Origin of the sequence: Salmonella sp. SAL00670 (genome assembly GCF_046552235.1) — a bacterium.
GTDB lineage: Bacteria > Pseudomonadota > Gammaproteobacteria > Enterobacterales > Enterobacteriaceae > Salmonella > Salmonella enterica.
Window position 1 is genome coordinate 565,428 of the sequence record NZ_JBGDUO010000002.1, and the last position, 17,093, is coordinate 582,520.

Below are 17,093 nucleotides of genomic sequence, written 5' to 3' on the forward strand. Positions count from 1 at the left end.
TTCCTCACTTATCCCGGGTAAACCGTAATAATATCGCCATCGCAGGACACGCCGCCGGTATACAAATAACCGGGAATGTCCTGGACAATATTCAGGCCAGTCAGATGACGACTGGCTGGTTTTGCATCCGCAATCAGTCGTTCCATTTCGAAATACATTTCTTCGGTAATGCCACTTTCAAGCACCCCGATATCAAGCCGGAATGTGCCTGGCGTGTCGCCGCTTTCCCACCATTCCGTTACATTGATGACATAGCCGAGTGGCTCCACTACCCGACGGATTGCGCCGATAGTCCCCTTGTGGCAGTGAATGAAATATGCATCACGGATAACGGCACGTTTTGTTCCCTCCGGCCAGTTCTCATTCCACCGGTCGACAGAAAACGCCCACGCCAGCCACGGCAACAAATTTTCCGGACAGGTGTCAATATTCCACAACGCGCGGATGTTGACCGGCGTCCTTTCAATCTCAGCACATGCCCTTGCGGCGGCGACTTCCAGTAGCGATGAGCCCACCGGCAATAATCGTGAGTCATTCATCAGATCCCCCGATTACAAGGCTGTAGTCAGTGCAAAAGGACGCCTGTGTATTATCGAGAACAATATCCGCGACCGGTGCCGCCAGCTCCACCCGCTGAACCCCCTCAACATGCAGGGCGGCATAAATCGCTGATTTACGGATATCGCGCCCGAGGCGGTGCTGCGCGCTGATATAGGCTTTCAGCTTTGCCTCAGCCGCCACCCTGATGGGTTCACTTTCCGGGCCGGGATAAAGATAAAGCGTGGCGTTAATCTGGTAGTTAACAATTTCGGCTGACTGTACCGTCACCCGGTCAGCGACCGGCCTGACATCTTCTGCGTTCAGGGCATTGCGCACAATTGCAAGCAGTTCCTCAGATGCGACGCCGTTGTTTTCACGTGACAACACGGAAATCGTCACACAGGCTGGCGACGGGCTGATAACTGAAATATCGCCGACACGCCCGTCAGCACTACGGCCATGATACTGGTACGCCCCGACAGGCCCCGCCACGCTCAGCCCCTCAAAAGCCTGCTGTATACGCAGACGATAATCGGCGTCGAGTTCCATTTCTGCCGGGGCGGGTGGAATGGTGGTGTCATCAGCAGGCGTGACGACAAGACGCTCAACACTGAAATTTCCCCCGATATTATCGAGGTCACTGTCTATGGCATAAGCCAGCATCACTGCGCGTGCAGCTTCATTGACACGCTGACGCCAGATAACCTCGCGGTAGGCGTTTTCCTGCAGCAATTTAACAATTGGCTCAGACTCAAGTGCGAGCGTCCGGGCGACGGCTTCCTGTTGGTCTTCGGGATAGAGCGAAATCAGCGTCGCAATGCGTTCCGCAAGGATTGTTTCATAGTCCAGTTCCTCAACCACGTCGGGAACGGGTAACTGACTCAGGTCAACGGTTGCCATAGTGATTTAACTCAGTGAAACAGTGGTTGAAACTGACGCACCGGTATCGGTACGCATCCCGGTAATATCGACATACATTTCGCCAGTGTCGCCGCGCTCAAAGCTGATGGAGATAAGCCTGATGCGTGGTTCCCATTTCTGGATCGCGGAATAGCACGCAACCATGATTTGCAGCCTGAGCGCCGGGTTTTGCGGCATGTCAATCAGCGCAGACAGGAGCGAGCCATATTCACGACGCATTACCCGCGAGCCGACCGGCGTCAGCAGAATGTCGCGCATGCTCTGGCTGATATGCTCACTGTCACTGATACCTATGCCGGTATTGCGGTTCATCCCCAGATAACGCGCTGTCATTTTGTGCCCTCCGTCCAGTTCCCGCCCCGTTGTACGCCGCCGTGACCGTGGTTATCGACCTGCACGCCGTTTGATTTCAACGTGCCACCGGTATGTTCGATGTTTCCCCGCATGGTGCCGCCTTTCTGCACCTCAAGCGTCGCCGTCGTCAGTTTGTTGGTGCATACCACCTCCGGGGTGTCGAGGGTGATACGTTCTGCCGCTTTTACCAGTACCACCGGCACGGTGGCGGTAATGGACTCCGATGCCGTCACATCGGCAGTCTTGATGCCGCTGACCGTCAGCGCACCGGTTTCCGGCTCATACTCCATAACAGCGCCGTCGGGGAACACCACATGCCACGCATCCGCCGAGGCTGACGGGGCAGGGTTATCGTCGGAGAAAATCCCCGGCAGCACGAAAGCAGTATCAAGCTCGCCACCAATTGCCAGCAGCAGCACCTGCTCACCGACCGAGGGAGCCCACCATGTCCGCGAACGACCGGCGCGGGTGGTCAGCCAGTTCAGCCATGCAGTCTGGATCCCGCCGCTTTGTACGCGGCACAGCCCCTGCGCGGTATCGACCTCAGTCACCACACCTGAGCGGATGAGGTTGCGAATTGCGCGCGCTAATTCTTGAATGCTATTTAATGTATTCATAGCGTAATGATGATGCTTACAGACATCGCGAGCAAAACTTAGCGCTTGTCTCTTTCCTTACACATCAATGTGACTTAAAAATTATAATTGACATGTTCTTATAACCACGCAAGAATTCACCTCCTTCTATCAACTCTGAATTAATAATAAAGATGAAATCATTTATTAAATCGGCGCTACATTACTGCATTCCTTCCTCCAAGACCAAACAAGCAATGCAGAAAATGAAAAATGTGATCATGATATTTTTAATATATACAAGCATTACTGCAACAATAACTTATCTTACAAATAATTATAATCATTCCTTTTGGGGTAATTTTTTAATTAATGCAAACTCATCCATTTTAGACTTCTTAGTTTTAGGTGTGATTTTATATTACTTTGAATACCAACGACAAAATAAAGAAAGCATTAATGAGCTTCTTGAAGACTTAGGAAATCTGGCAAAACACTCGCCAATAGACTTAAAAATACAAAAAATTAAAATCATTCGGCAACTTAATAATAAAGGGGTTTATAAAATAGACGTCCCCAGAATTGATCTTGGAGATATGATAACAATAAAATATCTGACTTTCGTAAACTCTGAACTATCAGGGTTGGACATGAGCAAATCAAATATAAGGGATTGTAGCTTTACCGATTGTACAATTCAGGCTTTAAATATTAGTCACTCTAAAATCTCAAACGTAAAGTTTCTACGATGCAGAATAAAAAACATTAAAGCAACAAAATCAAAAATAGATGGTATAGTGTTTGAAGATTGTTATCTTGAAGGTGGTGACTTTTCATCTTCAGAAATGAAAAGTTGTGTATTAAAACTGTGCGACTTAAAAAATGTAAAATATGAAAACGCCACAATGAGAAATGCGAATATTATTTCAGCAAGAAATGTTAACATTCAAAGAATTATTGAGGCGAAAGATCTTGACTATTTAAACTGTGACGAGGAAGTAAAATTTAAACTAACCGAAGTCAAACCAACTATAAAGTTTTCAGCGATTGGAAATCGAGGCTAGGGAATCGAACCACTAAAGGAGAACGAAAAGCTCTCCTTGACACCAGACGCACTCTATCGAGGGACATAGAGTGCATTACCCTAAGAAAAAAGTCAAACTGGTTTCACTATAAAGGGGCCTTAATGGCTATTAACCAGAACCAAAGGCTAATATTATTAGAGACTCAATTATCTTTTCATCATCACGGCTGAAACCGAGCAACTGACGCGCCGAATATTGTACCTCCCGGCTGTGACGGTTTGGCCGGTCTTTGAGGCCATACTGATGCACCCGCGCCATGCGCTGTACCCTGCCGGTAAATTCCACCACCGCCGCACTGTCGCTGCCTTTGGCTTTCATAAAGCGGTTAGTGCGCAGTCTGGCGAACATTTCGCGCCTGATACGGCCTTTCTTACTTCGCACCGGCTGGCGCTTTCGGGCGGCATACGGGGTACCGTCAGGTGCCTGCTGTCGCCTGATGCGCTGCTGCTGACTGGCGCGCAGCTTTTTCGCAATCTCAGCCGCCATTTGCCGACGCGCCGCCGGTGACAGGCTGGCAATCAGACCGGCGAGACGCTCCTGCAGCGCGGTTAACTCACTCATCCCACTTACTCACCAGCTCGCCGTTAACGTACAGCTCGACCGGGCGCGTCACTGGCTCAGGCAGCGGTGGCTCAGGGGCATAGCTGACATGCAATGCGCCGTCGACCTCTTTGACGAGCGTGCGCTCGGTGAGTCTCAGGCTGATACTGATATCGAGCGAATCGTCGTTATTGATATCAATCATCCATGTGAATCCTTTCTCCCGCCCGTCGTCGGTGGTCATAATGTCTGGCTGATGCTCACGCAGCCATGCCTGTACCGGCACAAATATCAAATCGAGGTCGCCGGTAAAGTCAGTCACCACCACGTTAAGCACGTACACCTTTTCAAACGACAGCGAGCTCTCCAGTCGGGAATCCGTATGCCCGTTATCAGCGAACAGGCGCAGCATATCGGGGTTGTTTCGGAGCTGCGGCACGGCGTTAATCAGCGCCTTGCGCAGGCTTTTGTGCTTCTGCATCGAGTTCATCCTGACAGTGTTTGACGGTTTTGACCTGCAGCGCGCAGGCGGTCAGCGCGCCCTCAAGGCGGCGGATATCCGCGCTCAGGTCACCATTAGTTTTTGGATCACTTCCCGGCATCGGGCAAAGGCTCACCCTCGGGCATCCGCTGACCACAATCACCGGCGCTGGCGCAGGCGGCGCGGGTGTGCAGCCTGCGCACAGCATCAGGCAGAGGAGCGTTATACCAGCGGCGAAAGGCTTCATTTTCATCAAGTAACCTCGTTATCGTCTGCTCGCGGCGGTTTGCTTCTGCGCCTGCCTTTGCGAGCTGTTCGCGCAGTGCCTCCTGCGCGGATTCATTACGTCGGGCGAGCTGGCCGGCGACACTGAGCTGATTTTTCAGCATGCCAATCGTCGCCTTTTGCTCGCTCGCAACGCGGTTTGCCGTCTCAAAGGAGCGGGATAAATTGCCGTTCTCATGGCGCAACCACATCAGACCGAGCACGGCCAGCACAAGCAGCGTTATCAGGACTTTCATGCCACCACCCCGCCAGCCGTGCGCCAGACGGTAACCAGCTTTTCGAGACTGTGCTCGCGCTGGCCGTAACCGGCACCCGGCAATGACGCCCAGATATTCCGGCAACGGGAAACAGCACGCTCAATACGCCCCGCCCGGATATCGTCAATAGCACCGCGCTCCCGGATTAACTGGATCGCGAGCTTGTCCTGCGACAGTGGGCTGAAATCAGGCAATGCGAGCTGTTTTTTATAGTGCGGCCAGAACATATAAAGCTGCTGGTAACGCCCCGATGCCGTGGATTTCTCGCCACGGCGATTAAACACTTTTGCGGGTCGGCCATGTGCGAAAGGGTGGTCGCTGTAATCGGTGAAAATCTCTGGCCTGCCATCAAGGCCGGTAACAATGACATCGTAGCCACGGTTTTTCGTCAGCGGATGGTTCGCCGTTCCTTCGGAATACGCCAGCATGTCCAGAAAGGCGGCGATATTCTGGTGAGTATTAATGACCGGCATCGCCTTTCCCCTTCTGTGACTTAAAGCGGCGCTGAATGGCGATTTCCACCACCTGATAACCGGCAATACCGAGCATGGATCCAATACCGCACACGGCGGGCAGTGACATATCAGGAAACTGCACCAGAACAACACCGGCGACCATTGAGACAAAACCGCCGAGCAGCATGCGCCCGACAAACAGGCGCGGGGTGATGGGCTCACCACCTGCCAGCACTTTTCCGACCACAATCAGTGCCCCAATCACAAACAGTGACAGGACGCCTTTTTCCCCTTCTGTCATGGTTTACTCCCAAAGATTGATAGTTTCAGTTACGGGTGAAGACGGCACATCGGGCAGGTCAATTGCCGTGCCATGCGGCAGAATGACGCCCAGCTCAGACAGGCCGGGATTAGCCTGCAGCACCGTTTCAACAACGCCCTCAGTGCGCCCGTAATACCTGGCGCAAATCACGTCGAGGGTGTCGCCCTGCATCGACCTGACCTTCATCAGAGCTGGCCCACGATGCAGCGCGGTTTGTCCTGCAGACGCGCGACCGACCAGCGCATATCCCGCCACAGGTCATCAATGGTGGTTTCGACGCTGTCGGCTTTTTTGTCACCCTTGCCGGTGGCTTCAACACCGCGATAGCGCTCATACAGGGTGGCGGTTGCCATCGCCGTTACGGCGCTCAGATAGTGGAAAATACGCACATTCTCGCCATCGATTTCCTCAGCAGGCACGTCGGCCAGATGCTTAAACCCGGCGGCAGTCTGGCGCAGCCGGTAGTCGTAAAGCTCCGCATTGGTTTCCGCCATGCCGGTTCTGATGGCATGGCGCAGGCGCGCATCGGAAACCGTCTGCTCAAGCCGCATCAGCTCGCGCACGCGCTTCGGATCCACATCAGGGAAAAAGAACGTGTTTTTAATTACTGCATCGCCCGTCTCCGGTACGGGAATCACCACGCCCGGTACGTCCTGCGGTTCGTCGGGCTGGTTCAGAATCACTGTCGTCATGACAACCTCATCAGGTTGGGCGGTGGACGCCGGTCGCTGTCAGGGTCAAAACCCGCTTTGACCGGCGTGCCGCCCGGCTCGGGGAGCGTTCAGTTAACCGGCGGTTTTTACCGCCTTTGATGGACGCCCGCGCTTTGCTGCCGGTCTGGCGACAGGTTTGCGCGTACGCGGTTTAGTCGTTTTACGGGGTGGTGCCTCCGCTTTTGGCTTCAGTGCGCGTTCCAGCCGCTCAATCTCCTTGCGTACACCGGCATTGCGGTCGAGCTGCATCGCGCGCTGAAACTGCGCCAGCGCCTCGGCATTCATACCGGCATCACGCAGGGTCAGGCCTGTCACCTTATGCAGACGGGCGCGCACCATATCGGGAACGTCAGCGCCGTCGGTCAGGTCGATAGTGGTCTGCAGCCAGGAAAGGTCGACAGAATCACCGGCATCGCGCAGACGCTGCGTGGCAAGCGCCACCTCCTCAACCAGCATGTAAGGTGTTGTGCGGCGATGGTCAGAGGTGAGGCCGTATTTCAGCGCGTAGGGGGCAATTTCCAGAGCGCCAGCGATATCACCGGCATCGAGACGCCACAGCATGACGGTCATGACAATGTCATCCTGCGCACCACGACCATCAGCCAGCACACCGGCGACCCACGGCGCATAGAACGGCAGCAGCTCGCGCTTTTTCTCGGCTTTACGTTCGTTTGAACGGATGTTTTTTAACGTGCGGCGGTCATCGGCCAGCTTAACCAGCATCTGCTCATAGGCGGTTGCATGGCGCAGCGGGGCTTGCTCCCGCTGCGCGGCTTGAGAGGCCGAGACCCGCATCATGTGACGCTGTGCGGGGCTCGTCATGGTTTAGGCTCCGCTTTCCGGTGCTGCAGGTGCGGTGAAATCGCCCAGGGTGATGTTTTCCAGCAGGCACCCGGCGGCATACGCCTCGACCACATAGTCGATGTTCATCGACTCGTAGTTTTCCACGCGGTCTTTTTTCGGGTTCTCATCAATGCTTCGGCGGTGACTCTCATCCATAAAATAGATAGAGAGGTTTTCCAGAGTGGTTACCAGTACGGCATTCGCCGGGAAGTACGGCACGCGCACAGCAGGCAGGTTGCCGATGCGCTTCTGGCTGATGATGATATCTGCCGCGAGCGCCTCGCTGTTTTCCTGCGGCTTGTTCACCAGCGGGAAATATTTGTCAGCCAGCAGCTTACGACCAACAATGGCGACGAGGTTCGGGTCATCCTGATAAACCTCGTCAATCAGGTTGTTGGTGGCATCCATCACCAGTGCATCGATGTTCTCATAGTCACCATTTTTACCGACGCGAATCACTGCCGAAACGGCTTTACCGTCCGCGTCGGTGATGTTGCTCATCACGCGCGCCGGGGCTTCATTGCGGTACTTTTGCAGCCAGCCTACAGCCACATCCTGCAGCAGCGTATTTTTGGTGCGGTCCGAGGTGTCAGCGCGGGTGGTACCGTTAAAACCGGCCATGATGAGATCGAGCGCCTGACGCTTGACAATGGCGTCACGGATGCGGCGCTGGAAGTCCTGAAAACGCGCCCACAGGTCGAGGGTTTTATATTTCAGGTGGAAGTCAAAGTTAATCTGATTGCACTCGTACTTACTGGACTCAAGCGCGGTGAAGTCTGCAGTCTGTCGCTCTTTGTCGCCCGAGGTGTCAGTAGTGCTGGCGATAGTACCGGTCACACCAACGCCGATTTTCTCACCCTTCATTTCTGCGACCGGCAGAATGTTAATCGTTTTCAGAAACGCGGATGACGCCTGCACGGTGTTCATCAGCGTCTGTGTGACCGACGGTTCGACGGTAAATTTTTTGCTGACGTCATCAGTACTGATGTTGTTCAGTTCAGCAACGCGGGTCAGATAGGCATTGAACTTAAAACGGGTTTCCGGGCGCATAGTCTTTCCTGTTTGAATTAATCGGTTAGTCACTACTTCGGGCGGCGTTACCGCCCGGTTTCTGGTCTGCGACTTATCAGCAGTCGGTCAGCAGCTCATCGCCACCACCGCCGCTGGCTTTCGTGCGTCGTGGCTGGCTGAAACTTTCGGTTTTATCGAGGGTGGTTTTCAGGGCGGAAAATGCCTGGCTGGTTTCTTCAACCTTGCCGGTCAGTTCCTGTTTAAAGGTGGCAAGCGCGGTTTCCATATCGGAAATACGCTTTTCCTGCGCGGTGAGGCTGGTCTGCACATGTTCGCTGACGGTGGTCACCGCCTCATGCACATCATGCAGGCGCGCATCGTCGCTGACCTGTTTACGGCTGAAAATGGCTTTCACCTTGTCGGCCAGGCTGTTGAGCACCGTGTCGGGAACGTCTTCAAATTCCAGTTCGGCCAGCGTGGCGACTGAAAAGACATTTTCAGGACTGGCCTTAAAGCGCTGCAGCGGGTTGTGCTTCGCCTTGCGGCAGAATTCGAGGTATTCAGTACCGAGGCTCGCAGGGTCATCAGTGACCGCAAGGCCGACAAGATAGCATTTGCCGCTGTTACCAAAATTCGGCTGAATTTCCATAGAGGTATAGACCTTCTGCGCGGCTTTATTCATCGCGATAAGGTCATCGGTCGGGGTGATTCTGGCGAACAACGCCCATTTGCCATTCAGCGCAGAATCGTCGTCAATCTTTTCGGCTTTAAGCTCAACCACATCGCCATAACGTTTAAACATGCCGTCGGGCAAAAGGCCGCGAATGTGTTCAAGGTTGATACGGCAACCGTAGACGCGCGGGTCATAGGTTTCGGCCATTTCCTGAATATCGCTGGCGCTGATAATGCGCCCGTCGCAGGTATCACCCTCGACGCCGATGCGAAAGAATTTTGATACTTTTTTTGCCATTGTCAGGAGTCCTGAGGTTGGGGTTACGGGTCAACGCCAGTTTCCGGTCTCAGGACGCGCCAGACCACCAATGACGACTGGATAACCTCCCACACAACAGCACCTTAGCGAATCACTGACGGCCATTAAGTAGCCTTGCCCTGAATCCACTACGGCGAGGCATCAATGACCATTTCCACCGATACAACCTTATTGCATGACCCGCGACGACAGGCATCGCTGCTTTACTGGCAGGGCTTTTCCGTGCCACAGATTGCCGAAATGCTGCAGGTCAAGCGCCCGACCGTGCAGAGCTGGAAACAGCGCGACGGCTGGGACGGCATCGCACCGATTTCCCGTGTCGAAAGCAGCCTTGAGGCGCGCCTGATTCAGCTCATCGCCAAGCCGCAAAAGTCAGGCGGCGACTTCAAAGAGATTGACCTGCTCGGGCGGCAGATTGAGCGACTGGCGCGCGTTAACCGCTACAGCCAGACCAGCAACGAGGCCGACCTTAACCCCAACGTTGCCAACCGTAACAAGGGGGAGCGTAAGAGGCCGAAAAAGAACTTTTTCAGCGATGAGGCTGTCGCAAAGCTGGAAGAAATTTTCTTCGACCAGTCTTTCGAATACCAGTTGCAGTGGTACCGGGCAGGACTGGCGCACCGTATTCGCGATATTCTCAAATCCCGCCAGATTGGCGCGACGTTCTACTTTTCCCGCGAGGCACTGCTGCGCGCGCTCAAGACCGGCCATAACCAGATTTTTCTGTCGGCCAGTAAAACTCAGGCTTACGTGTTCCGGGAATACATCATCCAGTTTGCGCGACTGGTTGACGTCGACCTGACCGGCGACCCGATTGTCATCGGCAACAACGGCGCAAAGCTGATTTTTCTCGGCACCAATTCCAACACCGCACAGAGCCATAACGGCGACCTGTATGTCGATGAAATATTCTGGATCCCGAATTTTCAGAAGCTGCGCAAAGTCGCATCGGGCATGGCCTCGCAAAAGCATCTGCGCTCAACTTACTTTTCGACACCTTCCACGCTGGCTCACGGCGCTTACCCCTTCTGGTCTGGTGAGCTGTTCAACAAGGGGCGCGCCAGTGCCGCTGACCGCATCGAAATCGACATCAGTCACAGCGCGCTCGCCGGTGGGCTTCTTTGCGCTGACGGACAGTGGCGGCAGATTGTCACTATTGAGGACGCCCTTGCCGGTGGCTGCACCCTGTTCGACCTCGACCAGCTCAGACGCGAAAACAGTGATGAGGACTTTAAGAACCTGTTTATGTGCGAGTTTGTCGACGATAAGGCATCGGTATTCCCGTTCGAGGAGCTGCAGCGCTGCATGGTCGACGTGATGGAAACATGGGAGGACTTCGCCCCGTTCGCCGACCATCCATTCGGCTCGCGCCCGGTCTGGATTGGCTACGACCCGTCCCACACCGGCGACAGTGCCGGATGTGTCGTACTCGCGCCGCCGGTGGTTTCGGGTGGCAAGTTTCGCATGCTGGAGCGTCACCAGTGGAAAGGCATGGACTTTGCCGCACAGGCAGAAGGCATCCGCAGGCTCACTGAGAAATACAACGTCGAATACATCGGCATTGACGCAACAGGCCTCGGTCTCGGTGTATTCCAGTTGGTGCGCTCATTCTACCCGGCGGCACGCGGTATCCGTTACACGCCAGAAATGAAAACCGCAATGGTGCTTAAGGCGAAAGACACGATTCGCCGGGGCTGTCTGGAGTACGACGCCGGAGCAACCGACGTCACACAGTCGTTTATGTCCATCCGCAAAACCATGACCAGCAGCGGGCGCAGCGCCACCTATGAGGCCAGTCGCACCGAGGAGGCCAGTCACGCTGATATCGCATGGGCCACCATGCACGCCCTGTTAAACGAACCGCTTTCTGCCGGTAGCGGCATGCAGCCTAAATCTATTCTGGAGTTCAACTAATGGGTAAGCAAAAATCCCGTAAAGCCGCCGCGCAGAAAGCCCGCGCACCACAGCAACTAAAAGCCAGCGCACCGCAAAAAATGGAGGCGTTCACCTTCGGTGAGCCGGTGCCGGTGCTCGATAAGCGCGACATTCTGGATTACGTCGAGTGCATCAGTAACGGCAAATGGTACGAGCCGCCGGTCAGCTTCTCCGGGCTGGCAAAAAGCCTGCGCTCTGCAGTGCATCACAGTTCACCGATTTACGTTAAACGCAACGTGCTCGCGAGCACCTACATTCCGCACCCGCTGCTGTCCCGTCAGGATTTCAGCCGCTTTGCACTCGACTATCTGGTATTCGGTAACGCCTTTCTTGAGCAGCGCCACAGCGTCACCGGCCAGTTAATCAAACTGCTGACTTCACCGGCAAAATACACCCGACGCGGGGTCGATGATTCGGTTTTCTGGTTTGTGGAAAACTTCACTCAGCCGCATGAATTCGCACCCGATACCGTGTTCCACCTGCTGGAGCCTGATATTAATCAGGAGATTTACGGCCTGCCTGAATATCTCAGCGCACTTAATTCCGCCTGGCTGAATGAATCCGCAACGCTGTTCCGCCGCAAGTATTACCAGAACGGCGCGCACGCAGGTTACATCATGTATGTGACTGACCCGGCGCAAAGCGCGACTGACGTCGAATCGCTGCGCGATGCAATGCGTAACTCTAAAGGGCTCGGCAACTTTAAAAACCTGTTTTTCTACTCACCGAACGGGAAACCGGACGGCATAAAAATCGTGCCATTGAGCGAAGTCGCCACAAAGGATGACTTTTTCAACATCAAGAAAGCCAGCGCCGCTGACCTCATGGATGCGCACCGCGTACCGTTCCAGCTCATGGGCGGCAAGCCTGAGAATATCGGCTCAATGGGTGATGTTGAGAAGGTGGCAAAGGTCTTTGTGCGTAACGAGTTATCGCCCTTACAGGACAGATTCAGGGAGGTAAACGACTGGCTCGGCATGGAGGTCATCAGGTTCAAAGAGTACACCCTCGACAACCCGGAATAATCCCCCCTCAAGCCGCCAGTATTGGTGGCTTTTTCATACCCCGCCACCATCACGCCTCAGACGCGCCACACACGCACAACCACCCCCGACCACCAACGAACCGACAGCGACTATGAACGCGCCGTCACGACGCGCTCAGACGATAATTTTTATTATTACGCACCACCGCTGGCGCGCAATGCTTTCCCCGCCACGCCTGCCCGCTTCATAGGGCGGTTTTAATGCAGTTGCATGAACACGTCGAAACAGCACCAGTCCTGAACTAAAACAACCAATGTGAACGCTGCTTGCGCATGCAAATCCATGCATATTGTGTATGCACGATAACTGATTAGGTAATTAATTCTGTTTTTTATACCGTGACCACCCTGATTTAACTGAGTTACGTTTAGATTCTTCCTCTATGCTTTGATACTCACTCTGTAATATTGAGAGAAAGTCTTTCCGCATCTTTAACTTGTATTGTTTCATTGCTGTCTCAATGATGAAATACCCTTTTTTAAAGGATGGTCGACCTTCATATTTCAACCCTGACAATAGAAATCTCAATCTATGGTTTGACTCCATCCCAAATGCAAACTCCCACATATCGCTTATATTACATAGCGTATAAGGAATGGGCTTACCGCCCTGTTTTAGGTTGTTAATCTTTAATGGTTCCTTAACATCACTAAACTTCATATAAACATTAACAATAGTACACTTCACACCGTGTAAATTTGTCACTTTTATATTAGCCAAATCTTGCGATGAAAGCTTATCTGCTTTTTTTGCTGTAGAGGTCGTATATATAGGCGCAAAAACAACGTCAACTTTCTCTTTGCCTGACATCATCGCATAATAACTTGTAAATAATGAAACCCCCACAGCCGCGAGAGTAGCCAATCCTGACACCCACCCTCCTAGCATTGTCCAAAATGCGACCTTGTTATTATTTACACTCTCGCTCCATGCCCATTGAACTCCACCCAACACAAAACCAAATGCGAACATAAACAAGCAAAGACATATTATTAAAGCTATCCCACAATACTTCATAAAACAAATCCTTGATATAGAAAATCACAACATTTTCACACAACATCTAAGCGCAATTTAAATCATCAAGCACTCTAATTACAAACAAAACAACACACAATACATCAAAAAAACCATGTAAAACAAAAAATAGATATGCTTTAAGATCATCTTTCAATGCCACCGATACAATATCAAACTTCAGTATCGGCGGCATTAACTTCAATTGTTTAGCATCGAAACTATTTCGCCCGTTTTCACATTAACACGCGCTGCAATTGTTTGCTTCACTACACCACCATAAGCATTAGTGCCGCGAAACGTTGTTTTTACAACGGCATGCGGGTCTTTATTCAAAATCAGATGGTAGACCGTTGAAACATGCTTATAAGAGGAATCATCATTCATGCTGGCTTTTATCAGCTTCTCTAACGGGCGATAAGAGCCATCCCAACCGCTAAAATTACCCTGAAATGCGTCAAGATTGATTTTATTATTCAGGGATTGTGGATCCTTCTCGAAGTCGTTGAAACACCACCCCAACACATCACCGAGCTTTAACGCATCATCTTTCGTAAAAGTGTACTCACTCATACAGGCATAAAAAGCATCAGCAGAGCTTACCGGTACACCTTTGAAGCCAACATAGCCTTTAACGATATCGTGCCGGGTTTCTTTTGGCTCATTGCGATATTCTTTGAGAGTCTTATCTGCGTACTCAAACGTTGGCGTAGTCGGTTCCACTTTAACCTCCGGCACGTCAGTTTTTGCCACAGGCTGACTTTTTTCAGTCGGCCATAAGATTGAGCCAATAACACCCAGCGCCAGACAGCCACCGAGATAAACCGCACTGGAGCGCTTACGGTTCGGCATTCGAACCATCGACGGCTTGATTAACCCCACGATAAAAGCAATAAAGAGAGCCAGAGATAAAAATGCTATTACGGTATCCATGATTTTCCTTAGTGTGTAATCCCCATACAAAACAACCCCATGCTATCAAACATGGGGTCGAGGGTTGCACATTTTTCAGGGATTAACGCCAGCTCTCATCTTCCCACACTTCCTGAAGGATGCTATCCAGCGCTTCGCGGTCTGAATCTTTATCGAATCCCATCAGCTCGACACCGGTCATGGCTCCCTTTTTAACAGTAACGCGCGTTGAGGGGAAAACAGACTGTATTCGCCTGGTCAATTCGCATTGAAAAGCATCAATTACCGGCTGGCCGATTTTTTGGTCTTTATCCAACGTGATATTTACTTTCACCTTGCCCTCCTTTGCAAAGGTTGCATCAACAGGTGGCGCGGAAAAAACAACAGAAAAATTATTATTTTTCATTAGGTTGCCTCTTGCTATCTCCGCGATTAGATTCAATGCAATTTCACGATCTCTTTCCTTACAAGTACCTTCAGCAGTCAGACGCGCAATCATTTCGACCCGCTCAATCATAACGTGCTCGTTTAGCTCTCTATCCACACAACCTCCATTACGAGATACTGTATATACATACAGTAACACGTAATAACAAAAGGTGTGAAGAAAAAATCACAGTTAAACACACTGTATGTACATGATATGGATGAATATTAACGGTTATATTTTCGTTGCGAGTTCAGCTAAAGCCGCAACACGATTGAGGATTATCCTAGCCTTAGCCTGATACGATGGTGCTGAGGTAAATATTTCTCCCTTGGCCGTTCCTCTCAACCATTTACCGTTAAAGCAACTTTTACCACCGGCCATCAGGTGCAGGGCTTCGCCCCGGCTGATTGTGATGCCGGTAGTCAGATGTATCTCGTCGATAGTTTTCGCTATAGCTGCGTTTTGCTCATCCGTTCCGTGGATAAATTTTCGCCGTATTGCTGGCTTTTGCTTCCTGAGTCGGTTTGTCAGCTCTCGTTTTTCACGTCGACTTAGGGGTTTAGATAAATCGAGTTCCGGTGGATCGCTTTCGCTTCCCGTACAGTTATTGACAGAACTCCGAGAGGGCGCAGGAGCGCCCTTAACGTCAACGGCCAAATCAACGGCACGCTTCGGCACAATTTTCCACTGCGTGAGCCGGGTTAAAATAGGGGTGCCGGCACCGACAGCAGAATCGTACACGCCACGGATGCAGATGGTTTCCTCACCATACTGGTTAAACTCGGGGCGCGGTTCATACAGCGTGCGCACCTGCAAATCATCGCGACGGACAAACGGGCCACCCTGCGCATTAACGTAACCAGCCCAGTCACCGGCGTCAGCGGCATCATGGACGGCGGCAAACTCAACGCTCAGACCGTGCGCGGTCTCGGTATCAGCGAGACGACGCAATTCACGATAGACCGTCACAGGCGCACCGCCGATAAACTGAAACTGACGGATGTGCCAGCGCGCCGCCCATGCTGATACGGCGGGGGCTGTCTCTTTCAGCAGTTCACCGCTTTCGTCATCGGTTTCACCATCGAGAGCATAACCGTCGATGTTTTTAGAAATGTATTTCGCGACATAGCCGGTAGCACTGCCTTTCTCCGGGTCGATAGCCTCAGCATGAAAGCGGGCTTTTTTAGCCTTATCACTTTTAAGTTCGTGGTGGTCTTCCTCCCATGCATAATCGCGGATGATGAGGCGCACGCGCTCGACGTCTTCTGGCAACATGAACATAAGCATGTGCCAATGCGGCGTTCCGTCGTGATGAGGCTCGGCAACACGTATGCCGAAAATGCGAATTTCTTCCCGATGTAGCTTGGCACGAATGCGCGCCCAAAGGCCGGTTAGGTAGCTCTGCGTGTCCGACGGGCTGGCTCCGTTCCATTTGCTGTTACGGTATCCCGCTTTAGTCGTGGCATGATATTTAGACGGTGCGGTCAGGGTGTAAAACTCCCCGACGTATCCGAGTTCATTGCAGATATTTTCAAACCCACGGATGCGGGTCATCAGCTCGCAGCGGCGTATCGCAGGGTTAGCGACCGAGCCGTCAAATTTTTCAATCAGGCTGATACGGTTGCCGTCTTCATCTTCGAGATCCAGCCCCTTAAGAAACTCGCGCGTGCGGCGTTTCTGCTCGCGCCAGTCGGTCACACAGTTTTTACTCGCGTAGGCGTGTCGTTTTTTGCTGACATTGCCGACTGCGATTTGCAGATGTTCGCGCCATGCAGCCGCAATGCGACGCAGACGACCCCGCCACCACACATCGTTAAACATGCGAGCGATGGCCGGGGCGATTTCATCTTCTCCGACATATTTCTTTGTCACCCGCTCCCAATGCGGAGGGGTAACATTGAATTGCATAGAAATAAAACCGGCGCGCATGTACCAGGTGTACAGCGTTTTAAGCTCGCTAAATCCGGCGTCATCAATGTCAGCCAGTTCAGCGCGAATGAAATTCGCGATATCAGCGGCCAAAAGGTCGATATCGGCGCGTGACATGTCCGGGAGTCGGTTATATCTGGCAACCATATTGACCATGCGTGACGCCAGATATTGCATAAGTTCAGTATCAAAATGACTGCCAAAAACAGCGGCTGATACATTGCTGTTGATACCCGCGCACTCATATTTTTTTGCGACCAATTCAAGACGTGGCAATGCCCTTTTGCAGAAACTTATTAAAAAGGCATTGGCTCGTTGACTGCCCTGATTTTTCTCCAGCACAGCAGCGGTGCGATAAACATCAAAACGCACGCATTCAGGCTGGAGAGAAAGCACCTTTCTCGCATGCAGCAAAGCCGCGAGCATACGGTCGCGGCGATGTTGTTGGTCA

22 protein-coding genes are annotated in these 17,093 nt (G+C 52.3%); 3 read left to right on the forward strand and 19 right to left on the reverse strand.

The window, feature by feature from the left end:
- Positions 1 to 8: 8 nt before the first annotated feature.
- The 4 genes from ACLJRS_RS10170 to ACLJRS_RS10185 are packed head-to-tail and all read right to left on the reverse strand — an operon-like array spanning position 9 to position 2,432.
- Positions 9 to 539 carry a phage tail protein I gene (locus ACLJRS_RS10170; RefSeq protein ID WP_410957795.1) on the reverse strand — a complete coding sequence of 177 codons (531 nt, stop codon included), beginning with the start codon at positions 537 to 539 and terminating at the stop codon, positions 9 to 11.
- Complete coding sequence (locus tag ACLJRS_RS10175; RefSeq protein ID WP_410957796.1) at positions 532 to 1,440, reverse strand: baseplate assembly protein; 909 nt, start codon at positions 1,438 to 1,440, stop codon at positions 532 to 534. The genes ACLJRS_RS10170 and ACLJRS_RS10175 overlap by 8 nt, the downstream gene beginning before the upstream one ends.
- A 6-nt stretch (positions 1,441 to 1,446) precedes the next feature.
- On the reverse strand, positions 1,447 to 1,794 hold the full coding sequence (locus ACLJRS_RS10180) for a GPW/gp25 family protein (RefSeq protein WP_000127148.1): 348 nt from the start codon (positions 1,792 to 1,794) through the stop codon (positions 1,447 to 1,449).
- Positions 1,791 to 2,432 (reverse strand): phage baseplate assembly protein V, encoded by a 642-nt coding sequence (locus ACLJRS_RS10185; RefSeq protein ID WP_111772049.1) that lies wholly within the window; start codon positions 2,430 to 2,432, stop codon positions 1,791 to 1,793. The genes ACLJRS_RS10180 and ACLJRS_RS10185 overlap by 4 nt, the downstream gene beginning before the upstream one ends.
- A 224-nt stretch (positions 2,433 to 2,656) precedes the next feature.
- Here ACLJRS_RS10185 and ACLJRS_RS10190 point away from each other — a divergent pair, with 224 nt between their 5' ends.
- Complete coding sequence (locus tag ACLJRS_RS10190) at positions 2,657 to 3,454, forward strand: pentapeptide repeat-containing protein (RefSeq protein ID WP_052680835.1); 798 nt, start codon at positions 2,657 to 2,659, stop codon at positions 3,452 to 3,454.
- 129 nt (positions 3,455 to 3,583) lie between these two features.
- On the opposite strand, the gene ACLJRS_RS10195 is transcribed toward ACLJRS_RS10190, so the two are convergent.
- The 11 genes from ACLJRS_RS10195 to ACLJRS_RS10245 all read right to left on the reverse strand — a co-directional run bounded on the left by ACLJRS_RS10195 (position 3,584) and on the right by ACLJRS_RS10245 (position 9,352).
- Positions 3,584 to 4,036 carry a phage virion morphogenesis protein gene (locus ACLJRS_RS10195; RefSeq protein ID WP_111772050.1) on the reverse strand — a complete coding sequence of 151 codons (453 nt, stop codon included), beginning with the start codon at positions 4,034 to 4,036 and terminating at the stop codon, positions 3,584 to 3,586.
- Positions 4,029 to 4,496: a phage tail protein gene (locus ACLJRS_RS10200; protein ID WP_001169074.1), complete on the reverse strand. Its 468-nt coding sequence runs from the start codon at positions 4,494 to 4,496 to the stop codon at positions 4,029 to 4,031. The genes ACLJRS_RS10195 and ACLJRS_RS10200 overlap by 8 nt, the downstream gene beginning before the upstream one ends.
- The gene (lysC, locus tag ACLJRS_RS10205; RefSeq protein ID WP_229025472.1) at positions 4,459 to 4,704 is read right to left on the reverse strand and encodes an Rz1-like lysis system protein LysC; all 246 of its coding nucleotides are present in this window, start codon (positions 4,702 to 4,704) and stop codon (positions 4,459 to 4,461) included. Before lysC ends, ACLJRS_RS10200 begins: the two co-directional genes overlap by 38 nt.
- A complete protein-coding gene (gene lysB, locus ACLJRS_RS10210) occupies positions 4,604 to 5,017 on the reverse strand; it encodes an Rz-like lysis system protein LysB (RefSeq protein ID WP_410957797.1) in 414 nt (137 codons plus the stop codon). Before lysB ends, lysC begins: the two co-directional genes overlap by 101 nt.
- Positions 5,014 to 5,511, reverse strand: a complete 498-nt coding sequence (locus tag ACLJRS_RS10215; RefSeq protein ID WP_001144116.1) for a glycoside hydrolase family 104 protein — start codon at positions 5,509 to 5,511, stop codon at positions 5,014 to 5,016. Before ACLJRS_RS10215 ends, lysB begins: the two co-directional genes overlap by 4 nt.
- Complete coding sequence (locus ACLJRS_RS10220; protein WP_024157130.1) at positions 5,498 to 5,794, reverse strand: phage holin family protein; 297 nt, start codon at positions 5,792 to 5,794, stop codon at positions 5,498 to 5,500. The genes ACLJRS_RS10215 and ACLJRS_RS10220 overlap by 14 nt, the downstream gene beginning before the upstream one ends.
- Before the next feature lie 3 nt (positions 5,795 to 5,797).
- Positions 5,798 to 6,001, reverse strand: coding sequence for a tail protein X (locus ACLJRS_RS10225; RefSeq protein ID WP_000868400.1), 204 nt, complete (start codon positions 5,999 to 6,001; stop codon positions 5,798 to 5,800).
- Entirely contained in the window at positions 6,001 to 6,507 is a 507-nt protein-coding gene (locus ACLJRS_RS10230) for a head completion/stabilization protein (RefSeq protein WP_000214255.1), read from the reverse strand. Before ACLJRS_RS10230 ends, ACLJRS_RS10225 begins: the two co-directional genes overlap by 1 nt.
- A gap of 93 nt (positions 6,508 to 6,600) precedes the next feature.
- On the reverse strand, positions 6,601 to 7,350 hold the full coding sequence (locus ACLJRS_RS10235) for a terminase endonuclease subunit (RefSeq protein ID WP_111772052.1): 750 nt from the start codon (positions 7,348 to 7,350) through the stop codon (positions 6,601 to 6,603).
- 3 nt (positions 7,351 to 7,353) lie between these two features.
- Positions 7,354 to 8,421 carry a phage major capsid protein, P2 family gene (locus ACLJRS_RS10240; RefSeq protein ID WP_183057032.1) on the reverse strand — a complete coding sequence of 356 codons (1,068 nt, stop codon included), beginning with the start codon at positions 8,419 to 8,421 and terminating at the stop codon, positions 7,354 to 7,356.
- 76 nt (positions 8,422 to 8,497) lie between these two features.
- A complete protein-coding gene (locus ACLJRS_RS10245; RefSeq protein ID WP_015973895.1) occupies positions 8,498 to 9,352 on the reverse strand; it encodes a GPO family capsid scaffolding protein in 855 nt (284 codons plus the stop codon).
- A 165-nt stretch (positions 9,353 to 9,517) separates the two neighbouring features.
- Here ACLJRS_RS10245 and ACLJRS_RS10250 point away from each other — a divergent pair, with 165 nt between their 5' ends.
- Together ACLJRS_RS10250 and ACLJRS_RS10255 are read left to right on the forward strand one after the other, a co-directional pair.
- Positions 9,518 to 11,287 (forward strand): terminase ATPase subunit family protein, encoded by a 1,770-nt coding sequence (locus ACLJRS_RS10250; RefSeq protein ID WP_410957798.1) that lies wholly within the window; start codon positions 9,518 to 9,520, stop codon positions 11,285 to 11,287.
- Complete coding sequence (locus tag ACLJRS_RS10255; RefSeq protein ID WP_000517958.1) at positions 11,287 to 12,333, forward strand: phage portal protein; 1,047 nt, start codon at positions 11,287 to 11,289, stop codon at positions 12,331 to 12,333. Before ACLJRS_RS10250 ends, ACLJRS_RS10255 begins: the two co-directional genes overlap by 1 nt.
- A gap of 339 nt (positions 12,334 to 12,672) precedes the next feature.
- Here the strand turns inward: ACLJRS_RS10255 and ACLJRS_RS10260 are convergent, their stop codons facing one another.
- The 4 genes from ACLJRS_RS10260 to ACLJRS_RS10275 form a co-directional block, all read right to left on the reverse strand.
- Positions 12,673 to 13,371 carry a hypothetical protein gene (locus ACLJRS_RS10260; RefSeq protein WP_410957799.1) on the reverse strand — a complete coding sequence of 233 codons (699 nt, stop codon included), beginning with the start codon at positions 13,369 to 13,371 and terminating at the stop codon, positions 12,673 to 12,675.
- Positions 13,372 to 13,572: 201 nt separating this feature from the next.
- Entirely contained in the window at positions 13,573 to 14,304 is a 732-nt protein-coding gene (locus ACLJRS_RS10265) for a hypothetical protein (RefSeq protein WP_410957800.1), read from the reverse strand.
- Between the two features lie 82 nt (positions 14,305 to 14,386).
- Entirely contained in the window at positions 14,387 to 14,827 is a 441-nt protein-coding gene (locus tag ACLJRS_RS10270) for a DinI family protein (protein WP_000373435.1), read from the reverse strand.
- Positions 14,828 to 14,944: 117 nt separating this feature from the next.
- Positions 14,945 to 17,068, reverse strand: coding sequence for a replication endonuclease (locus tag ACLJRS_RS10275; protein ID WP_410957806.1), 2,124 nt, complete (start codon positions 17,066 to 17,068; stop codon positions 14,945 to 14,947).
- Positions 17,069 to 17,093: the final 25 nt, after the last annotated feature.

Bases quoted from the DNA above. Each gene is read 5' to 3' on its own strand.
- ACLJRS_RS10230 (WP_000214255.1), bottom strand. From the start codon at position 6,507: ATGACGACAGTGATTCTGAACCAGCCCGACGAACCGCAGGACGTACCG.
- ACLJRS_RS10195 (WP_111772050.1), bottom strand. From the start codon at position 4,036: ATGAGTGAGTTAACCGCGCTGCAGGAGCGTCTCGCCGGTCTGATTGCC.
- ACLJRS_RS10240 (WP_183057032.1), bottom strand. From the start codon at position 8,421: ATGCGCCCGGAAACCCGTTTTAAGTTCAATGCCTATCTGACCCGCGTT.
- ACLJRS_RS10170 (WP_410957795.1), bottom strand. From the start codon at position 539: ATGAATGACTCACGATTATTGCCGGTGGGCTCATCGCTACTGGAAGTC.
- ACLJRS_RS10220 (WP_024157130.1), bottom strand. From the start codon at position 5,794: ATGACAGAAGGGGAAAAAGGCGTCCTGTCACTGTTTGTGATTGGGGCA.
- ACLJRS_RS10215 (WP_001144116.1), bottom strand. From the start codon at position 5,511: ATGCCGGTCATTAATACTCACCAGAATATCGCCGCCTTTCTGGACATG.
- ACLJRS_RS10255 (WP_000517958.1), top strand. From the start codon at position 11,287: ATGGGTAAGCAAAAATCCCGTAAAGCCGCCGCGCAGAAAGCCCGCGCA.
- ACLJRS_RS10175 (WP_410957796.1), bottom strand. From the start codon at position 1,440: ATGGCAACCGTTGACCTGAGTCAGTTACCCGTTCCCGACGTGGTTGAG.
- ACLJRS_RS10185 (WP_111772049.1), bottom strand. From the start codon at position 2,432: ATGAATACATTAAATAGCATTCAAGAATTAGCGCGCGCAATTCGCAAC.
- ACLJRS_RS10265 (WP_410957800.1), bottom strand. From the start codon at position 14,304: ATGGATACCGTAATAGCATTTTTATCTCTGGCTCTCTTTATTGCTTTT.
- lysC (WP_229025472.1), bottom strand. From the start codon at position 4,704: ATGCTGTGCGCAGGCTGCACACCCGCGCCGCCTGCGCCAGCGCCGGTG.
- ACLJRS_RS10245 (WP_015973895.1), bottom strand. From the start codon at position 9,352: ATGGCAAAAAAAGTATCAAAATTCTTTCGCATCGGCGTCGAGGGTGAT.
- ACLJRS_RS10275 (WP_410957806.1), bottom strand. From the start codon at position 17,068: ATGCTCGCGGCTTTGCTGCATGCGAGAAAGGTGCTTTCTCTCCAGCCT.
- ACLJRS_RS10190 (WP_052680835.1), top strand. From the start codon at position 2,657: ATGAAAAATGTGATCATGATATTTTTAATATATACAAGCATTACTGCA.
- ACLJRS_RS10260 (WP_410957799.1), bottom strand. From the start codon at position 13,371: ATGAAGTATTGTGGGATAGCTTTAATAATATGTCTTTGCTTGTTTATG.
- lysB (WP_410957797.1), bottom strand. From the start codon at position 5,017: ATGAAAGTCCTGATAACGCTGCTTGTGCTGGCCGTGCTCGGTCTGATG.
- ACLJRS_RS10200 (WP_001169074.1), bottom strand. From the start codon at position 4,496: ATGCAGAAGCACAAAAGCCTGCGCAAGGCGCTGATTAACGCCGTGCCG.
- ACLJRS_RS10225 (WP_000868400.1), bottom strand. From the start codon at position 6,001: ATGAAGGTCAGGTCGATGCAGGGCGACACCCTCGACGTGATTTGCGCC.
- ACLJRS_RS10180 (WP_000127148.1), bottom strand. From the start codon at position 1,794: ATGACAGCGCGTTATCTGGGGATGAACCGCAATACCGGCATAGGTATC.
- ACLJRS_RS10250 (WP_410957798.1), top strand. From the start codon at position 9,518: ATGACCATTTCCACCGATACAACCTTATTGCATGACCCGCGACGACAG.
- ACLJRS_RS10235 (WP_111772052.1), bottom strand. From the start codon at position 7,350: ATGACGAGCCCCGCACAGCGTCACATGATGCGGGTCTCGGCCTCTCAA.